The following is a 16,687-nucleotide window of genomic DNA, read 5'->3' on the forward strand; positions in this document are numbered from 1 at the left end:
AAGAACTCACCGAGAGCGCTACTTGACGCCCGCCAGGACTTCTTGACGGCCCGTCACACAAGAACTGACGGCCGCTCATGCCTGCTTCGACGCCAGTTCCACCACCGTGATGTCCGACGGCGCCCCCACCCGCACCGGCGGCCCCCACGCGCCCGCGCCGCGGGTGACGTAGAGCTGGGTGTCGCCGTAGCGTTCGAGGCCCACGAGGGTGGGGTTGACGGCTGCGGCGACGTAGTTCACGGGCCACATCTGGCCGCCGTGGGTGTGACCTGAGAGCTGGAGGTCGACGCCGTGGTCGACGGCGTCGTGGATCTGGACGGGCTGGTGGGCGAGGAGCACGACGGCCCGCGAGGTGTCCCGGTCGCCGAGCGCCTTCGCGAAGTCGGGGCCCATGCCCTCGTCCTCGCCCGCCACGTCGTTCACGCCGGCGAGGTCGAGGTACGGCAGCTCCCGGCGGGCGTTCTCCAAGGGGGTCAGGCCCAGTCGCCGTACCTCCTCGACCCACTGTTCGGCGCCGGAGAAGTACTCGTGGTTGCCGGTGACGAAGTAGCTGCCGTGCCGTGCCTTCAGACCCGCGAGGGGCGCCGCCGCCGGGCCCAGGTCCGCCACACTGCCGTCGACCAGGTCGCCGACGACCGCGATCAGGTCGGGCTGCGTCGAATTGATCGTGTCGACGACCTTCTGCGCGAAGCCCCGGCCCAGCAGCGGGCCGAGGTGGATGTCGCTGACCACCGCGATCCGGAAACCGTGGGCCGCGCGCGGGAGTTTCGCCAGCGGCACGGTGACGCGCTTGACCTTGGGGCCGCGTACGACGCCGTAGGTGCCGTAGCCGACGGTGCCCACGGCCGCGGCGGCGACGGCGCCGCCGACCACGCGGGAGACGAAGAGGCGGCGGGAGGGGTCGAGCGAGGGGGCGTTGGAGGCGTTCGCGGCCGGTTGCGCGGGCTCGGCGGACGCGTACTCGGCGGACGCGGGGTCGGCGGACGCGGACTCGGCGAGGTCGTCGGTCGGCTCCGTGGGCTTCGCACCCGCCGGGACCGGCTGCGGCTCGCGTACGACTGGCTCCGGCTGCTCCACGGGGGCGGGGGCCGGGGCGGGGGCGCGCCGGGCCACCAGGCGGCGCACGAGGGGCCGTACGAGCTCCCCCGCCAGCAGGGCGAGCAGGAGGTACAGCGTGAGGGCGAGCCACATGAAGCCCGGCCACGTCAGCGTCTGCTGCAACCAGAAGGGGGCGCCGCCCCGCTCGGCGACGAAGCCGGCCACCATCAGCAGCGGACCGGCGATGAACACGCCGGTGCCCACGCGCCGTGCGAGCCCCGGCCCGCGTGTCGTGTCGCGCACCAGACGGCGCCACGCGTACCAGTGCAGGGCCGCGAAGGCGGCCAGCACCAGCACGGCCACGAGAACGAAAACTACGACCATGGCGCCGTGCTCCCCGCTATGCCGTCTTCCGGAGGGCGCGCACTCCGCGCAACCCGATGACCCCGATGACCGTCCCAAGGACAAAGGAGACGACCGCGAGCGTCAGATGCACCCAGAAGTACGCCGTCGGGTCGCCCGCGTCGTCGAACGCGAGCCCACTCCCGTCCTTCCACAGGTTCTTGACGAAAGTGATCCAGATGACCCAGCTCCACACCCCGAAGGCGAGCAGGAACCAGGAGAGGGGGCGGCTGAGCTTCATGGATTCAGTATCGCCGTCGCCCGCGCGGTTCTCGCGCCGGGGTGCGCGCGGGGACGGGGGTGCGAGTACGAGTCTGCGCGCCACCGGGCACCGCGGTGGGATTTACCGGTGGGAGCCATGTACTTTCTCGATCGTGCCCGCCTCCAAGAAGACCGCCAGGCGCTCCCTGCTGGTCACCTCCGCCACTGCTGTGTCCTTCTCGTTGACGTCCATGACGTCGTTGGCGTTCGCCCCGGCCGCGTTCGCCGCCGATCCGACACCGAGTTCGACACCGAGTTCGAGCGCCTCGCCGTCCGCGACTCCCCCGGCGACCATGTCGACCGTCGGCGGTGAACTGCTGGGCAAGCCGGGTACGCAGGCGAACCTGGGCAGCGACGCGCCCGTGCTGCCCAAGGACATCAGCGCGCGTTCGTGGATCGTCGCGGACGCCGAGTCGGGCGAGGTGCTGGCCGCGCACAACGCGCACTGGCGACTGGCACCGGCGAGCACGCTGAAGATGCTGTTCGCGGACACGCTGCTGCCGAAGTTCAACAAGGACGAGAAGCACAAGGTCGTCAACGCCGACCTCGCGGGCGTCGGCTCCGGCTCCAGCATGGTCGGCATAAAGGAGAACGAGACGTACACCGTCCACGATCTGTGGCTCGGCGTCTTCCTTCGCTCCGGCAACGACGCGGTGCACGTCCTGTCCGCGATGAACGGCGGCGTCAAGCAGAGCGTCGCGGACATGAACGCGCACGCCGAGGAGCTCCAGGCCCTCGACACGCACGCAGTCAACCCGGACGGGTACGACGCCAAGGGGCAGGTCTCGTCGGCGTACGACCTGACGCTGATCGCGAGGTCGGGGCTGCAGAAGAAGGACTTCCGGGAGTACTGCTCGACCGTGCGGGCGCAGTTCCCGGGTGCGACCAAGAAGGGCAAGAACGGGAAGAAGACCCGCTCCTCCTTCGAGATCCAGAACACGAATCGGCTGCTCACGGGTGCCAGTGGTCTCGACGCCTATCAGGGCATCGCGGGTGTGAAGAACGGCAACACGACGAACGCGGGGGCGACGTTCACCGGCGTCGCGGAGCGGGACGGGCGGGTGCTGCTCGTCACCGTCATGCACCCGGAGAAGGACGAGCACAACCAGGTCTACAAGGAGACCGCGAGCCTGTTGGACTGGGGGTTCAAGGCGGCGGGGAAGGCGACCCCGGTGGGGGAGCTTGTTCCGCCCAAGGGGGCCGACACGGATACCTCCGATGGTGACGCCGAGTCGACTGCTCAGCCGAAGGCCACCGCGTCTGCCTCCGGCGGGGCGGGGGGCAAGGCCGTGGCCGCGGGTACCGCCGAAGGGTCCAGCGGAGTTGGGGTTGCGCTGGGGATCACCGGCGGTGTGTTGGTGTTGCTGGCCGGTGGGGCGTATCTGGTGAATCGGAAGTGGCCTGGGAGTAAGGACCGGGGAGCGTCTGCCTAGTTGGTGCCGGTCGCGGGCTGCCGGTCGTTGGTGGCTGGTCGCGCCCGCGCGGCGGAGCCGCGTGTGTCACAGCCCCGCGCCCCTTCATCGGCCGGTGCTTCCTCGGAACCCTCTGCCGTCCATGCCGCGCAGTACAGCAGCAGCTTCGCCGTGAAGTTGATCCACAGCAACAGGGCGACGGGGACTCCGAACGCGCCGTACATGCTCTTCGAGGCGACGCCCTGCATGTAGCCGCTGAGGAGGAGTTTGAGGAGTTCGAAGCCCACGGCGCCGAGGAGGGCGGCCACGATCAGGCGGCGGCGGGGTGGCTGGACGCCCGGCAGCAGGGTGAGGGCGTAGAGGAGGAGCAGGAAGTCGGCCAGTACGGCGACGGTGAAGGCGGCGATCTGGAGGAGGACGCCGCCCCAGCCGTCCCGGTCGATGCCGAGTTGGTCGGCGATCCGGCCGACCATGGACGAGGCGACGGTGGAGGCGACGAGGGAGACGAGGACCGCGCCGCCGAGGCCGAGGAGGACGCCCGCGTCCTTGGCCCTGGCCAGGACGGGGTTCTCGTCGGGGTCCGGCTTCTCCCACACCGCGCGCAGACAGCCCCGCATCTCGCCGACCCACCAGATGCCGGTGAAGAGCAGCAGGGCGCCGGCGATGATCCCGACGGTGCCGGCGTTGTCGACCAGGCCGCCGATGTCGAGCTGGTCGGAGATGCCGGGGATCTGGTCGGCGATCTTGTCCTCCAGCTCCTGTTGCCGGTCCTTGCCGAGGGTCGCCGCGGCGATGGCGGCGGCCACGGTCAGCAGCGGGAACAGCGCCAGGAAGCTGATGAAGGTCATCGCCGCGGCCAGCCGTGTCCACTTCACCCGCTCCAGCCGTTCGTACGACCGCCACGCGTGCGTGGCCATCAAACGCTCGGCCAAGGGGCCGACCCCGGGAAGCTTTTTCAGCCAGTCCATGATCCGACTCTGCCCTCGTCGTAGTGACCCGAAGCGTCACGGCCCGGGGGCCGGATGACCCGAGTACCCCGAAGGGCCGGGAACTACGGCGGTCCTGACCGACAACCCATCAATCACCCATTTCGGTGAGGCGGCGGAGCAGCCGTGCCGGTGCGCCCACCGCACGGACATTTACGGCGATACGGTCGCGAGCATGCCAGCCGCAGCCTCCTCCGACCGCTTGTACCTACGGCTGCCGCTTGTACCTACGGCTGCCGCTTGTACCGAACGCTGCCGCTTGTACCGAACGCTGCCGCTTGTACCTACGGCTGCCGCTTGTACCTGCGGCTGCCCGAATCCCGCGAACCATGCCGGGAGTTGGACCCGCGGGGTGTTCGTTCGGACATGGCACGCCGCCTCGCCCTCTGAACCCCCTGGAACCCCCTGGAACCCCCTGGAACCCCCTGGAACCCCCTGCCCCCACCCATCCTCCCCAGGAGCTGTCATGAAGGACGCCCTCGGCACCCCCCAGTCCCTGCTGGTCCTCGGCGGTACGTCGGACATCGCGCTCGCCACCGCGCGCCGCCTGATCGCCCGGCGCACCCGCACGGTGTGGCTGGCGGGTCGCCCGTCGCCCGATCTGGAGAAGGCGGCCGCCCATCTGCGCGGCCTGGGCGCCGACACCCACACCATCACCTTCGACGCGCTCGACCCCGGGTCCCACGAGATGACCCTCGGCAAGATCTTCGCCGAGGGGGACGTCGACATGGTGCTGCTCGCCTTCGGCATGCTCGGCGGCCAGGCCAGGGACGAACGCGACCCGATGGCCGCCGTACGGGTCGCCCAGACCAACTACACCGGCGCCGTGTCGGCCGGCCTGGTCTGCGCGCGGGCCCTCCAGGCGCAGGGCCACGGCTCACTCGTCGTCCTGTCCTCCGTCGCCGCCGAGCGCGCCCGCCGCTCCGACTTCATCTACGGTTCCGCCAAGGCGGGCCTCGACACCTTCACCCAGGGCCTCGGCGACGCCCTCCACGGCACCGGCGTCCACGTCATGGTCGTACGCCCCGGCTTCGTCCGCACCCGCATGACCGACGGCCACCCGGAGACCCGCCTGGGGACCACCCCGGAGGCGGTGGCGACGGCCATCGAACTGGGCCTGCGCCGCCGCTCGGAGACGGTATGGGTGCCGGGGGCGATGCGCCTGGTGATGTCGGCACTGCGGCACGTCCCGAGGGGGTTGTTCCGTCGACTGCCGCTGTAACCCGTCAGTGGGCCGGAAGCGACGTGTCCCCCGACGGAGCGCCCGGCTGTGGCGGCACGACCGACCCACCGAAGGCGAACTCACGGAGCTTGCGCCAGACCCCGTCCGCGCCCTGCTCGTAGAGCGCGAATCCGTCACAAGGCCACTCGGCCTCATAATCGGCGAGCTCCTCGAACGCCCGGTCCATCGCCTCCTCGGAGATGCCGTGCGCCACCGTGACGTGCGGGTGGTACGGGAAGTTGAGCTCGCGCGCCACCGGCCCCGACGCGTCCCGGACCTGCTTCTGCAACCACGCGCAGGCCTCGGCCCCCTCGACGACCTGCACATACACAACGGGCGACAGCGGCCGGAAGGTTCCCGTACCGGACAACCGCATCGGGAAGGGCCGACCGGCGGCCGCGACCTCGCTGAGGTGCGCCTCGATCGCCGGCAGATCCGCCTCCTCGACCTCCGTCGGCGGCAACAACGTGACATGCGTGGGGATACCGTGAGCCGCGGCGTCGCCGAAGCCCGCGCGCCGCTCCTGGAGCTGGCTGCCATGGGGCTCCGGGACCGCGATCGACACACCGATCGTTACGGTCCCCACGTCGTCTCCTGTCGTCGTGTCATGCGTCCGTGTCTGTCATCTGTGGTTGTGCCGTACGTACTTGTGTCGTACATACTTGTGTACTCGTCTCGTACGACGCTGCCGTGCGGGTCGGGTCGCACGACCCCGCCGAGGCGCGCCACCGGCTATCGACTGTACGGCCACGGCGGTGTTCCGGGCAGGCGCAGCCGTAGTGATGTACGGCGCTGTCGGTGGTGCGGCCGGTGGTGCGATCGGCGCTCGGGTGTCGTGGTGGTGCGGCTCAGTGCTTGGCGGGCAGGAAGCCCACCTTGTCGTAGGCCTGGGAGAGGGTCTCCGCGGCGACGGCACGCGCCTTCTCGGCACCCTTGGCCAGGATCGAGTCGAGCGTCTCCGGGTCGTCAAGATACTGCTGGGTGCGCTCCCGGAAGGGCGTCACGAACTCGACCATGACCTCGGCGAGGTCCGTCTTGAGCGCACCGTAGCCCTTGCCGACGTACTTCTCCTCCAGTTCCGCGATACCCGCTCCGGTGAGGGTCGAGTAGATGGACAGGAGGTTGCTGACGCCCGGCTTCTCGGCGATGTCGAAGCGGATCACGGTGTCGGTGTCGGTGACCGCGCTCTTGACCTTCTTGGCGGTGGCCTTCGGGTCGTCGAGCAGGTTGATCAACCCCTTTGGGGTCGATGCCGACTTGCTCATCTTGATCGACGGGTCCTGAAGGTCGTAGATCTTCCCCGTCTCCTTCAGGATGTACGGCTTCGGGATCGTGAAGGTCTGCCCGAAGCGGCCGTTGAAGCGCTCGGCGAGGTCGCGCGTGAGCTCGATGTGCTGGCGCTGGTCCTCGCCGACCGGGACCTCGTTGGCCTGGTAGAGCAGGATGTCCGCGACCTGGAGGATCGGGTACGTGAAGAGGCCGACGCTCGCGCGGTCGGCGCCCTGCTTGGCGGACTTGTCCTTGAACTGGGTCATGCGGGACGCCTCGCCGAAGCCGGTGAGGCAGTTCATGATCCAGGCGAGCTGGGCGTGCTCGGGGACATGACTCTGGACGAAGAGCGTGCACCGCTCCGGGTCGAGACCGGCGGCGAGCAGCTGGGCGGCGGCGAGCCGGGTGTTGGCGCGCAGGTCAGCCGGGTCCTGCGCCACCGTGATCGCGTGCAGGTCGACGATCATGTAGAACGCGTCGTGGGACTCCTGCAGGGCCACCCACTGGCGCACGGCGCCGAGGTAGTTGCCGAGGTGGAACGAGCCGGCGGTGGGCTGGATGCCGGAGAGCACGCGGGGTCGATCTGAGGCCATGTTCACCATTCTCTCAGGTGTGGCGGCCCGTTCCGGAACCGACCGGAAACAGATGTGACACGGGTGGGAACCGATCCGGCTCCGGCGGTGTACCAATTCTGTGAGAACGCGGGAGGGGGGCCGCATCGTCGATGAGGCCGCGGTGATCGCACGCGTACGCGCCGGAGAGCCGGAGGCGTACGCGGAGCTGGTGCGCGCCCACACGGGCATCGCGCTGAGGGCGGCCCGGGCGCTCGGCGCCGGTTCGGACGCGGAGGACGTGGTGCAGCAGGCCTTCTTCAAGGCGTACTGCTCCCTCGGCCGCTTCCGGGACGGCGCGGCGTTCCGGCCGTGGCTGTTGTCGATCGTGGCCAATGAGACGAGGAACACAGTGCGGACGGCCGGGCGTCAGCGGTCCCTGGCCGACCGCGAGGCGGCCTTCGTGGAGGCCGAGCCGCTGATACCGCCGTCGGCGGACCCGGCGGTCGCCGCGCTGGAGATAGAGCGGCGTGTCGCGCTGCTGGGCGCGCTGGAGAAGCTGAGCGAGGAGCACCGGCTGGTCGTCACCTACCGCTACCTGCTGGAGATGGACGAACCCGAGACGGCCGCAGCCCTGGGCTGGCCCCGGGGCACGGTGAAGTCCCGGCTCAGCCGCGCCCTGCGCAAGCTGGGGCGTCTGCTGCCGGAATTCGAACCGGGCGAGTCCTTCGAGCAGCGGAGTTCCCTTGGACCGGGGAGTTCCCTTGGGCGGGGGAAGTCTCCGGGGCCTGGGAAGTCTCCGGGGCCTGGGAAGTCTTCGGTGTCGGGCAAGCTCCTTGGACGGAGGAAAGGGGGTGATGAGGGTGAGTGAGTCGTACGGCGACGGTGGCACGCCCCGGGAGGGAGGCACTGACAGCGTCCGCGGCGGTACGGACGGTGCGGCGGAGCGTGTCGGGCGTGTCTCCCGGCTGCCCCAGGAGCTGCGGGCACTCGGACGGTCGCTGGACCGACCAGGGGCCGACGGGGACGAGACGGGCGAGACGATGGTCGAGCGCGTCCTGCAGCAGATACTCGCCGAGCGGGTACCGACTCCGGTGGCTGAGCCGCCGGGGGCCGGTGAGCGGCTGCGGGCGGTCCGCCGGTGGGCCCGGCTCCGGTGGCGCGCGCTGACCGCCGTGCTGTGCGGGCTGCTCACGGCCCTCGTCCTCACCCCTCCGGTACGGGCGGCGGTGGCCGACTGGTTCCAGTTCGGCGGGGTCGAGGTGCGGTACGACCCGTCGGCGACCCCGTCACCGGGAGCGCGGGTGCCTGACTGCACGGACCCGGTCCCGCTCGCCGAGGCCGGGCGGCGGGCGGGGTTCGCACCCCTCGTGCCGGATGCGCTGGGCACTCCGGACGCGGTGTCCGTCAGCCGTGCACCGAAGGACCGCTTCGTGATCACCTTGTGCTGGCAGGAACGGGGGCGCACGATCCGGCTCGACGAGTACGCGGCCCGGCTGGCACCCGAGTACGGCAAGAGCGTGGCGGGTCGGCAGAAGCTGGAGTGGGTCGAGCTGAGCACGGGCCCGTACGAGGCGCTGTGGTTCCCCGAGCCGCATCTGCTCCGTTTCTGGATGACCTCGGAGGACGGCACCCTTTTCACCCGCTCCGAGCGGACGGCGGGGCCCACTCTCCTGTGGGTGCACCGGGACGAGTTCACGCTGCGGCTGGAGGGCGTGGAGTCGAAGAGCCGGGCGAAGGACATCGCGGAGTCGCTGGGCTGACGGGTGTCTCCGGGTCCTGGTGCGGGCCCGGAAAATTGGTTGGTCTCCGATGGGAACCCCGGCCCGTCGGGCGGTGTACCAGGAATGACACTGCGAGTGCGGGAGGGCCGCACCGGGACCGATCGGGGGGTGTCGGATGCGTGGATTGCGTCAACTGGCGGCGGTGGTCAGCGCGTTGATGACCGCTTTCGCCCTGGTACTGCTGGGGGCGCCGCCCTCCGCGGCGGGCGGACCGACAAGCGTGCTGCTGGCCTCGTCGACCAGCGAGCGGACGGCATCGCTGTACCACACGGAGGAGGCCTACGGCCGCCTGGAGAAGCTCCTCGCCCCAGCGGGCCGCGAGCTCGACCAGAGCAGGGAGGAGGAGCCGAAGTGGGGGCAGAAGTGGAGGCAGGAGCCAAGCGACTCGGTCACGGCCACCTGGATGGCCCATGACATATCGCCCTGGCGCGTGGACCGGGTGTTCCTGGCCGTGCCCGACAGCCGGGAGGTCTGGATCCACACGACACTGACCCCTGAGGACGCCGCTGCTTCGTCGGACCCCGGCGTCTGGCACAAGGCCGAGGCCCCGGAGGCTGTGCGGGCGCTGCTCACCGGCCTCGGGGTGACGGGGCAACCGTCGGACAGCCCGGCACAGACCGAACCGCCGTCGACGAAGGCGAGCGAGCCGAGCCTGTGGGACCGGGCGTGGTGGGCGATACCCGCCTTGCTGCTGGGCTTGGCCCTGGGCTCCGGCGCCACCCTGCTCCTACGCCACGTGGCGGCCCGGACCGAGTCCGGACCGCCACGTCAGGAGCTGATCGACGCCTGAACAACAGGGCACAGCTGCGGTCCGACCGCTTAGCTGCGGTCCGACCGCTTAGCTGCGGGCAGTCGTGCCGCTGGAGCGATGGGGGTGCCTCCCGCTCGAGCGAGGCCGAGAGTGGGGGAGGGTGGGCGCAGCGGCACCCGGCAAGCGCCGGTGAGCGAAACCTCGCCCTCCCCGAGCCGCACCGCCGGGTGCCGTGCGATCCATGCTCGCCAGAGGCCGACGTCAGCCGAGGTCGATCTCCGGGTAGAGCGGGAAGCCGGCCACGAGGTCGGTTGCCCGGCGGGAGATCTCGTCCGCGACCTTGGCGTCGAGCACATGCTGGGCCTTGGAAGGGGCGCCCGACTTGGTGGTGCCGGGCTCCGTGGTGGTGAGGACCCGGTCGATGAGCCCGGCGACCTCGTCCATCTCGGCGGTGCCGAGACCACGCGTGGTGAGCGCGGGCGTACCGATGCGGATGCCGGAGGTGTACCAGGCACCGTTCGGGTCGGCCGGAATGGCGTTGCGGTTGGTGACGATGCCGGAGTCGAGCAGCGCGGCCTCGGCCTGGCGGCCGGTGAGACCGTAGGAGGTGGCGACATCGATCAGGTTGAGGTGGTTGTCGGTGCCGCCGGTGACCAGGGTGGCGCCGCGGCGCATCAGGCCCTCGGCGAGGGCGCGGGAGTTGTCGACGATGCGCTGGGCGTAGTCCCGGAAGGCGGGCTGCCGGGCCTCGGCGAGGGCGACGGCCTTGGCGGCCATGACATGCGGGAGCGGGCCGCCGAGGACCATCGGGCAGCCGCGGTCGACCTGGTCCTTGAGGGAGTCGTCGCACAGGACCATGCCGCCGCGCGGGCCGCGCAGCGACTTGTGAGTGGTCGTGGTGACGATCTGGGCGTGCGGCACCGGGTCGAAGTCGCCGGTGAGGACCTTGCCGGCGACGAGGCCCGCGAAGTGCGCCATGTCCACCATGAGCGTGGCGCCGACCTCGTCGGCGATCTCGCGCATGATCCGGAAGTTCACGAGACGGGGGTAGGCGGAGTAGCCGGCGACGATGATCAGCGGCTTGAACTCACGGGCGGAGGTGCGCAGGGCCTCGTAGTCGATGAGCCCGGTGGCGGGGTCGGTGCCGTAGGAGCGCTGGTCGAACATCTTGCCGGAGATGTTCGGGCGGAAGCCGTGGGTGAGGTGGCCGCCGGCGTCCAGGGACATGCCGAGCATGCGCTGGTTGCCGAAGGCCTGGCGGAGTTCGGCCCAGTCGGCCTCGGAGAGGTCGTTGACCTGGCGGACACCGGCCTTCTCCAGGGCGGGAGCCTCGACACGGTCGGCGAGGACGGACCAGAAGGCGACGAGGTTGGCGTCGATGCCGGAGTGCGGCTGGACGTAGGCGTGGCGGGCGCCGAAGAGCTCCTTGGCGTGCTCGGCGGCGAGGGACTCCACGGTGTCGACGTTGCGGCAGCCGGCGTAGAAGCGGCGGCCGATGGTGCCCTCGGCGTACTTGTCGCTGAACCAGTTGCCCATCGCCAGGAGCGTGGCCGGGGAGGCGTAGTTCTCGGAGGCGATCAGCTTGAGCATCTCGCGCTGGTCGGCGACCTCCTGGCCGATCGCGTCGGCCACACGCGGCTCGACGGCGCGGATCACATCGAGGGCGGCACGGAAGGCTGTGGACTCGTTGGAGAGGGACTCGGCTGACATGGGGACCTCCGGACGTTGCGTTCAGCGTTCACGGTACGGCCCAGGCGCACGGCACTCATCTTTCCCGGGCCGCTCCCCGATGGTCCGTCCCATCCCAGCGCGCCAGTCACGACCCGGCGTTCACCTTATCGGGCGGCCAGAAGCACCGGGCGCGGACGTCCACCATCCGAACGAGGGCGTTCCGCCACGGGGGGGGTCACAGGATCACATGCGGCAGGAAGCGGGCGTACTCGTCCGTGATCAGGCCCGAGGACTCGCGGATGCCGAGGCCGGCCGACTCGTTCTCGACGACCCAGGCGCCGAGGACGACGCGGTTGCCGTCGAAGGCGGGGAGGGGAGCCAACTGCTGGTAGCAGCAGGGTTCTTCGCGGAGCACGGGATCGGTTCCGGGGTCGTGGACGGTGATGCCGGCGCCCTCACGGCCGAGGAGCGGTTTGGCCACGTAGCCGGTGGTGGCGGCCAGTTCGCGGGGGCCGTCGAGATAGGAGGGGAGGAGGTTGGGGTGGTCGGGGTACAGCTCCCAGAGGACGGCGAGGAGTGCCTTGTTGCTGAGGAGCATCTTCCAGGCGGGTTCGATCCACAGGGTGGTGCCGGTGCCGCCGCCGTTGTCGAGGGTGGCGAGGACGTGCGGGGCGAAGCGGTCGGTGGTGAGCCACTCCCAGGGGTACAGCTTGAAGATGCTGCGGATGAAGCGGAGCTTCTTGTCGACGAAGCGCTCGGAGAGGCGGTCCCAGCCGATGTCCTCCATGGAGATCCAGTCGGTGTCGAGGCCGGCCTGTTCGGCGGTCTCCTTCAGATAGGCGACCGTCATCAGGTCCTCGCCGAGCTCGTCGGCGGCGGAGTGCGCGAAATAGAGGGGGCTGCCCGGTGGAAGGAGGTGGGACTGCTTCTTCCAGGCGTCGACGAGGCGTTCGTGGAGGGAGTTCCACTGGTCGGCGCCCGGGAAGCGCTCCTCCATCCAGAACCACTGGGGGCTGGCCGCCTCGACGAGCGAGGTCGGGGTGTCGGCGTTGTACTCCAGCAGCTTGGCGGGGCCGGTCCCGTCGTAGCGAAGGTCGAAACGGCCGTAGACGGACGGGAGTTCGGCGCGCCGGTGCCACGCCTCGGCGACGAGGTGGGCGAGACGTGGATCAGTGATGCCGAGGTCGGCGAAGCGGCCCTTGTCGACGATGTGCGCGGCGGCGGCGAGGCACATGCCGTGCAGTTCCTCGACGACCTCCTCCAGGGCCTCGACCTCGGGGAGGGAGAAGACGTAGTACGCGCTCTCGTCCCAGTAGGGGCGCAGGGAGCCGTCCGGGTACCGGGTCAGCGGGTAGATGAGGCCCTGTTCCTCGACCGTCTCCTGCCAGCCCGGGCGGGGCTCGATGGTGCGGCGTTCCATGGCTCTGCCTCCCCTCGGGGTCAGCCGCCGCTGGAGCCGGAGCCCGAGCAGCCGAAGCCGTCCCGGTCGACGGCCTCGCTCCGGCTGAAGGTGCCGTCGTCGGCCCACTTGCCGCTGACATCGGCGTCGTAGTACCAGGCGGCGTCGGCCGAGCCGGCCTGCTTACGGTTGCCGCTGCTGCTGCTCTTGCGGTTCTTGCTGTACGACGAGGAGGAGGTGGAGTTGCAGTTCTTGTCGGCGATGATCTTGTAGCCGTTGACGATGTCGTAGCTGTCGCGGTCCACGCACCGGCGGTCCGGGTCGGATCCGCAGGAGGTGAGGGCCGCCGCGACGACGCCCATCCCACCGAGTACGACCGTGCTGGACCGCAGGCGCCTGCGCTGCTCTCCCATGTGTGCTCCCCCGTCGGGCTGATGCCCTGCCATACCGGGCCGGTGCACCGTGACCGGCCGTCGGCTTGTCCGCGTTTTACCGGCGCCCACACTAGTGATCGATTCCATGCATCGGCCAACCGGATCCCCGCCGGAAATGCGAAGGACCTGGGCGAAACCTACGCTGAAGAGTGGGCCGCACCACGCGGAGGTGACGCCATGACCAGGCATGACGGAGTCGTCGCCGGAGCGGTGGTGACCTGTACGGCGGTGGCCGCAGCCCTCTTCCTCTCGCCCTCCCCGTCGTACCCGGACCACGTGGAGGACCCGAGTGCGCAGGAGCTCTCCGACCGGGCGCAGGAAGCTCTGCGGGAGGCGAAGTCAGTGCATCTCGAGTTCAAGGACGAGAGCCCGGGCGTCGACACCAGTTCCACCCGGCCGACCTCGATGGACCTGGCCCTCGACCAGGACGGCAACTGCGCCGGCTCCATGGAGATGGGCTCCGACGGCGGCAGCGTCGAGATCGTCAAACAGGGCGACGAGGTGTGGATGAAGCCGGACGCCGACTTCTGGAAGGCCCAGATCCCCGGCGCCGAGGGCGAGGCGGCCGCCGAGCTCTTCAAGAACCGCTACATCCACGGCTCCACCTCCGACGCCCTCCTCAAGGGCATGGCCGACACCTGCGACCTCGACGCCTTCCAGGACGAGGTCACCGAGGACGACTCCACCGGCACCGAGCCCCTGAAGAAGGGCGCCGAAACGACGGTCGACGGCGACAAGGTCATCCCCGTCTCCTCCGTGAAGGACGGCACGACCACCACCCTTTACATCACCACCGACTCCGACCACCACCTGGTCAAGGCCACCGAGAAGGGCGACGACACCGACCTCACCATGGCCTTCACCGACTACGACGAGCCAGTCCCCTCCGAGACTCCGTCGGCGGACGACTCGATCGACGTATCGAAGCTCCAGAGCGAGCTGGAGAAGATCTGAAGCCATCACCAACCATCGACACCTCCATGGTTCTTTGACTAAAGTCAAAGAACCATGGAGACCAAGCATGTCAGCAGTCTGCGCCGGTTCAACCGGTACTTCACCCGGCGGATCGGGGCCCTCGACGACCACTACCTCGGACAGAACCGGCCGCTGGCCGAGGCGCGGATGCTGTTCGAGATCGGTGAGGCCGGAAAGGACGGGGTCTCGCTCCGTGAGCTGCGTACCCGGCTCGGGCTGGACGCCGGGTATCTGAGTCGGATGGTGAAGTCGCTGGAAGGGCAGGGGCTGGTTCGGGTCGGGGTCCATGCCGAGGACAGCCGGGTACGGGTCGCCGAGCTGACACCGGCGGGGCGGGTCGAGGTCGCGGAGCAGAATCGGCGGTCCGACGCGCTGGCCGAGGGGCTGTTGCGGGGGCTGAGCGCGGAGCAGCGGGAGCAGTTGACCGGCGCCCTGAGGGCCGCGCAGCGGCTGCTGCGGCTGGCCGCGATCCGCGTCGAGGTCGTCGACGGGGATTCCGCCGACGCCCGGGCGTGCCTCGACGCGTACGCCGCCGACATCGACGCACGCTTTCCCGAGGGGTACGACCCGGCCACCCTCGTCCCGCCGCACGAGGTCTCCGGGGACGCGGGGGTTCTGCTCGTCGCGTACGAGGAGGGGCGGCCCGTGGCGTGCGGTGCGTTGCGTACGCTCGAGCCCGGGGTCGGGGAGATCAAGCATGTGTGGGTGCGCCCCGAGGCCCGACGGCTCGGGCTCGCGCGCCGCCTGCTGGAAGGGCTGGAGCGGCAGGCCGCCGAGCGCGGTTTCGACGTCGTACGACTCGATACGCACGCCGCGTTGGCGGAGGCCCAGGCGATGTACCGGGCGTGCGGGTACACCGAGATCCCCCGGTACAACGACGACGTGTACGCGTCCCACTTCTTCGAGAAGCGGCTTGCTCGGTGACGCCGATACACGGATACGCCGATACACGGATACGCGGATACGCCGATGCGCCGATGCGCCGATGCGCCGATGCGCCAGTACGCCGGGTCGTGTCGGCTACTTCTGGAACGCCGCCGCGGACTTCGCCAGGGCGACGGCCGAGCTGAGACTGAGGCCCGGTTCCGCGGCGCGCAGGGCCTTGATGGCCGCCACGGAGTCGACCGGGCCCGTGTAACCGACCTCCGCCAGGCGCTCCTTCACCCAGCGGGCCCGCAGGGCCTGGTCGGAGGTGGCGACGGCCTCCTCGATGAGCTCGACGGCGCGTTCGAGACCGGGGCGCTCCTCGGGGGTCGCCTCGGCGAGGGCCCGGCGTACGGTCTCGGCGATGGCGTCCGGGTCCCGTACGAAGAGCACGAGCTGGTCCTTGCGGGAGGAAGTGAGTCCGAACATGTGGATCATCGTGGGCGACAACATCTGTGCCGCTCAAGGGACTTGAGCAGCATCTGAGCCCCGTAACACGCCGAACAGGCCCCGCCCCGGCGAAACCGGGGACAGAGCCTGTGCGAGCGACCTATGAGGCTGACCGGAGGGGCAGTTGCTCAGATGAGGCCGAGGGCGCGGACCGCGTCGCGCTCCTCCGTCAGCTCCTGCACCGAGGCGTCGATGCGGGCGCGGGAGAACTCGTTGATCTCCAGGCCCTGGACGATCTCGTACTTGCCGTCCTTCACGGTGACCGGGAAGGAGGAGATGAGGCCCTCGGCCACACCGTAGGAACCGTCGGACGGGATGCCCATGGAGACCCAGTCGCCCTCGGCGGTGCCGTTGACCCAGGTGTAGACGTGGTCGATGGCGGCGTTGGCGGCGGAGGCAGCCGACGAGGCGCCACGGGCCTCGATGATGGCGGCGCCGCGCTTGGCTACGGTCGGGATGAAGTCCTCGGCGAGCCACTTCTCGTCGTTGACGACCTCGGCGGCGTTCTTGCCGGCGACCGTGGCGTGGAAGATGTCGGGGTACTGGGTCGCGGAGTGGTTGCCCCAGATCGTGAGCTTCTTGATCTCGGAGACCGGGACGCCCGTCTTCTTCGACAGCTGGGTCAGCGCGCGGTTGTGGTCCAGACGGGTCATCGCGGTGAAGCGCTCGGCCGGAACGTCCGGCGCGGCGGCCTGGGCGATGAGGGCGTTGGTGTTGGCCGGGTTGCCGACGACGAGGACCCTGATGTCGTCCGCGGCGTGGTCGTTGATGGCCTTGCCCTGCGGCTTGAAGATGCCGCCGTTGGCCTCCAGCAGGTCGCCGCGCTCCATGCCCTTGGTGCGGGGGCGGGCGCCGACGAGCAGGGCCACGTTGGCGCCGTCGAAGGCCACGTTCGGGTCGTCCGTGATGTCGATGCCCTGAAGGAGCGGGAAGGCGCAGTCGTCGAGCTCCATGGCGGTGCCCTCGGCGGCCTTCAGTGCCGGGGTGATCTCCAGCAGGCGCAGCTTGACCGGCACGTCCGCGCCGAGCAGCTGGCCGGATGCGATGCGGAAGAGCAGGGCGTAACCGATCTGGCCGGCCGCGCCGGTGACGGTGACGTTCACGGGAGTGCGGGTCATGGCGTTCTCCGTATGACAGCTGGCGGTGGGGCGTCCCTGC

At 70.0% G+C, this 16,687-nt stretch carries 17 protein-coding genes, 1 pseudogene and 1 riboswitch; of the genes and pseudogenes, 7 read left to right on the top strand and 11 right to left on the bottom strand.

Going from position 1 to position 16,687, the window contains the following annotated elements:
- Window positions 1–75: 75 nt before the first annotated feature.
- From CES90_RS07300 to CES90_RS51580, 3 genes are all read right to left on the bottom strand, one after another.
- Window positions 76–1,422, bottom strand: a complete 1,347-nt coding sequence (locus CES90_RS07300) for a metallophosphoesterase (RefSeq protein WP_189782312.1) — start codon at window positions 1,420–1,422, stop codon at window positions 76–78.
- Window positions 1,423–1,438: 16 nt separating this feature from the next.
- The gene (locus tag CES90_RS49355) at window positions 1,439–1,681 is read right to left on the bottom strand and encodes an SCO4848 family membrane protein (RefSeq protein WP_149828281.1); all 243 of its coding nucleotides are present in this window, start codon (window positions 1,679–1,681) and stop codon (window positions 1,439–1,441) included.
- 102 nt (window positions 1,682–1,783) lie between these two features.
- Window positions 1,784–1,996 (bottom strand): hypothetical protein, encoded by a 213-nt coding sequence (locus tag CES90_RS51580; protein ID WP_332836448.1) that lies wholly within the window; start codon window positions 1,994–1,996, stop codon window positions 1,784–1,786.
- Between CES90_RS51580 and CES90_RS07305 the strand changes: the two genes are divergently transcribed.
- A complete protein-coding gene (locus CES90_RS07305; RefSeq protein WP_332836427.1) occupies window positions 1,893–3,134 on the top strand; it encodes a D-alanyl-D-alanine carboxypeptidase family protein in 1,242 nt (413 codons plus the stop codon). The two genes, CES90_RS51580 and CES90_RS07305, sit on opposite strands and share 104 nt — an antisense overlap.
- On the opposite strand, the gene CES90_RS07310 is transcribed toward CES90_RS07305, so the two are convergent.
- Window positions 3,131–4,081, bottom strand: coding sequence for a YihY/virulence factor BrkB family protein (locus CES90_RS07310; RefSeq protein WP_189782310.1), 951 nt, complete (start codon window positions 4,079–4,081; stop codon window positions 3,131–3,133). The genes CES90_RS07305 and CES90_RS07310 overlap by 4 nt on opposite strands.
- A 484-nt stretch (window positions 4,082–4,565) precedes the next feature.
- Here CES90_RS07310 and CES90_RS07315 point away from each other — a divergent pair, with 484 nt between their 5' ends.
- Window positions 4,566–5,321 (top strand): decaprenylphospho-beta-D-erythro-pentofuranosid-2-ulose 2-reductase, encoded by a 756-nt coding sequence (locus CES90_RS07315; RefSeq protein ID WP_189782309.1) that lies wholly within the window; start codon window positions 4,566–4,568, stop codon window positions 5,319–5,321.
- A gap of 4 nt (window positions 5,322–5,325) precedes the next feature.
- Here CES90_RS07315 and CES90_RS07320 read toward each other — a convergent pair whose 3' ends face one another.
- On the bottom strand, window positions 5,326–5,907 hold the full coding sequence (locus tag CES90_RS07320) for a 2'-5' RNA ligase family protein (RefSeq protein ID WP_189782308.1): 582 nt from the start codon (window positions 5,905–5,907) through the stop codon (window positions 5,326–5,328).
- A 262-nt stretch (window positions 5,908–6,169) separates the two neighbouring features.
- Entirely contained in the window at window positions 6,170–7,183 is a 1,014-nt protein-coding gene (gene trpS, locus CES90_RS07325; protein WP_189782307.1) for a tryptophan--tRNA ligase, read from the bottom strand.
- A 100-nt stretch (window positions 7,184–7,283) separates the two neighbouring features.
- On the opposite strand from trpS, the pseudogene CES90_RS07330 reads away from it, so the two are divergent.
- The 3 genes and pseudogenes from CES90_RS07330 to CES90_RS07340 form a co-directional block, all read left to right on the top strand.
- A pseudogene (locus tag CES90_RS07330) lies at window positions 7,284–7,880 on the top strand (RNA polymerase sigma factor); the annotation flags it as partial.
- A gap of 118 nt (window positions 7,881–7,998) precedes the next feature.
- Window positions 7,999–8,904, top strand: a complete 906-nt coding sequence (locus CES90_RS07335) for a hypothetical protein (protein WP_229913734.1) — start codon at window positions 7,999–8,001, stop codon at window positions 8,902–8,904.
- A 136-nt stretch (window positions 8,905–9,040) separates the two neighbouring features.
- The gene (locus CES90_RS07340; protein ID WP_189782306.1) at window positions 9,041–9,715 is read left to right on the top strand and encodes a hypothetical protein; all 675 of its coding nucleotides are present in this window, start codon (window positions 9,041–9,043) and stop codon (window positions 9,713–9,715) included.
- Between the two features lie 222 nt (window positions 9,716–9,937).
- Here the strand turns inward: CES90_RS07340 and CES90_RS07345 are convergent, their stop codons facing one another.
- From CES90_RS07345 to CES90_RS07355, 3 genes are all read right to left on the bottom strand, one after another.
- Window positions 9,938–11,386 (bottom strand): glycine hydroxymethyltransferase, encoded by a 1,449-nt coding sequence (locus CES90_RS07345; RefSeq protein ID WP_189782305.1) that lies wholly within the window; start codon window positions 11,384–11,386, stop codon window positions 9,938–9,940.
- 31 nt (window positions 11,387–11,417) lie between these two features.
- Window positions 11,418–11,506, bottom strand: a riboswitch (ZMP/ZTP riboswitch).
- A 76-nt stretch (window positions 11,507–11,582) separates the two neighbouring features.
- Window positions 11,583–12,767 (bottom strand): glutathionylspermidine synthase family protein, encoded by a 1,185-nt coding sequence (locus CES90_RS07350; protein ID WP_189782304.1) that lies wholly within the window; start codon window positions 12,765–12,767, stop codon window positions 11,583–11,585.
- A 20-nt stretch (window positions 12,768–12,787) separates the two neighbouring features.
- Complete coding sequence (locus tag CES90_RS07355) at window positions 12,788–13,159, bottom strand: hypothetical protein (protein WP_189782303.1); 372 nt, start codon at window positions 13,157–13,159, stop codon at window positions 12,788–12,790.
- Window positions 13,160–13,357: 198 nt separating this feature from the next.
- Between CES90_RS07355 and CES90_RS07360 the strand changes: the two genes are divergently transcribed.
- On the top strand, window positions 13,358–14,134 hold the full coding sequence (locus CES90_RS07360; protein WP_189782302.1) for a LolA-like protein: 777 nt from the start codon (window positions 13,358–13,360) through the stop codon (window positions 14,132–14,134).
- 54 nt (window positions 14,135–14,188) lie between these two features.
- Complete coding sequence (locus CES90_RS07365; RefSeq protein ID WP_189782301.1) at window positions 14,189–15,079, top strand: helix-turn-helix domain-containing GNAT family N-acetyltransferase; 891 nt, start codon at window positions 14,189–14,191, stop codon at window positions 15,077–15,079.
- A gap of 96 nt (window positions 15,080–15,175) precedes the next feature.
- Here the strand turns inward: CES90_RS07365 and CES90_RS07370 are convergent, their stop codons facing one another.
- Window positions 15,176–15,508, bottom strand: coding sequence for a hypothetical protein (locus CES90_RS07370; RefSeq protein WP_189782300.1), 333 nt, complete (start codon window positions 15,506–15,508; stop codon window positions 15,176–15,178).
- Window positions 15,509–15,657: 149 nt separating this feature from the next.
- Window positions 15,658–16,647, bottom strand: a complete 990-nt coding sequence (locus tag CES90_RS07375) for a malate dehydrogenase (protein ID WP_189782299.1) — start codon at window positions 16,645–16,647, stop codon at window positions 15,658–15,660.
- Window positions 16,648–16,687: the final 40 nt, after the last annotated feature.

It is taken from the genome of Streptomyces capitiformicae (assembly GCF_002214185.1).
GTDB classification, from domain to species: Bacteria; Actinomycetota; Actinomycetes; order Streptomycetales; family Streptomycetaceae; genus Streptomyces; species Streptomyces capitiformicae.

What these genes read in the sequence shown, in the direction of transcription:
- CES90_RS07335 (WP_229913734.1), top strand. Translation starts at nt 7,999, where the DNA reads ATGAGGGTGAGTGAGTCGTACGGCGACGGTGGCACGCCCCGGGAGGGA.
- CES90_RS07340 (WP_189782306.1), top strand. Translation starts at nt 9,041, where the DNA reads ATGCGTGGATTGCGTCAACTGGCGGCGGTGGTCAGCGCGTTGATGACC.
- CES90_RS07350 (WP_189782304.1), bottom strand. Translation starts at nt 12,767, where the DNA reads ATGGAACGCCGCACCATCGAGCCCCGCCCGGGCTGGCAGGAGACGGTC.
- CES90_RS07315 (WP_189782309.1), top strand. Translation starts at nt 4,566, where the DNA reads ATGAAGGACGCCCTCGGCACCCCCCAGTCCCTGCTGGTCCTCGGCGGT.
- CES90_RS07360 (WP_189782302.1), top strand. Translation starts at nt 13,358, where the DNA reads ATGACCAGGCATGACGGAGTCGTCGCCGGAGCGGTGGTGACCTGTACG.
- CES90_RS51580 (WP_332836448.1), bottom strand. Translation starts at nt 1,996, where the DNA reads ATGGTCGCCGGGGGAGTCGCGGACGGCGAGGCGCTCGAACTCGGTGTC.
- CES90_RS07355 (WP_189782303.1), bottom strand. Translation starts at nt 13,159, where the DNA reads ATGGGAGAGCAGCGCAGGCGCCTGCGGTCCAGCACGGTCGTACTCGGT.
- trpS (WP_189782307.1), bottom strand. Translation starts at nt 7,183, where the DNA reads ATGGCCTCAGATCGACCCCGCGTGCTCTCCGGCATCCAGCCCACCGCC.
- CES90_RS49355 (WP_149828281.1), bottom strand. Translation starts at nt 1,681, where the DNA reads ATGAAGCTCAGCCGCCCCCTCTCCTGGTTCCTGCTCGCCTTCGGGGTG.
- CES90_RS07310 (WP_189782310.1), bottom strand. Translation starts at nt 4,081, where the DNA reads ATGGACTGGCTGAAAAAGCTTCCCGGGGTCGGCCCCTTGGCCGAGCGT.
- CES90_RS07305 (WP_332836427.1), top strand. Translation starts at nt 1,893, where the DNA reads ATGACGTCGTTGGCGTTCGCCCCGGCCGCGTTCGCCGCCGATCCGACA.
- CES90_RS07345 (WP_189782305.1), bottom strand. Translation starts at nt 11,386, where the DNA reads ATGTCAGCCGAGTCCCTCTCCAACGAGTCCACAGCCTTCCGTGCCGCC.
- CES90_RS07370 (WP_189782300.1), bottom strand. Translation starts at nt 15,508, where the DNA reads ATGTTCGGACTCACTTCCTCCCGCAAGGACCAGCTCGTGCTCTTCGTA.
- CES90_RS07375 (WP_189782299.1), bottom strand. Translation starts at nt 16,647, where the DNA reads ATGACCCGCACTCCCGTGAACGTCACCGTCACCGGCGCGGCCGGCCAG.
- CES90_RS07300 (WP_189782312.1), bottom strand. Translation starts at nt 1,422, where the DNA reads ATGGTCGTAGTTTTCGTTCTCGTGGCCGTGCTGGTGCTGGCCGCCTTC.
- CES90_RS07365 (WP_189782301.1), top strand. Translation starts at nt 14,189, where the DNA reads ATGGAGACCAAGCATGTCAGCAGTCTGCGCCGGTTCAACCGGTACTTC.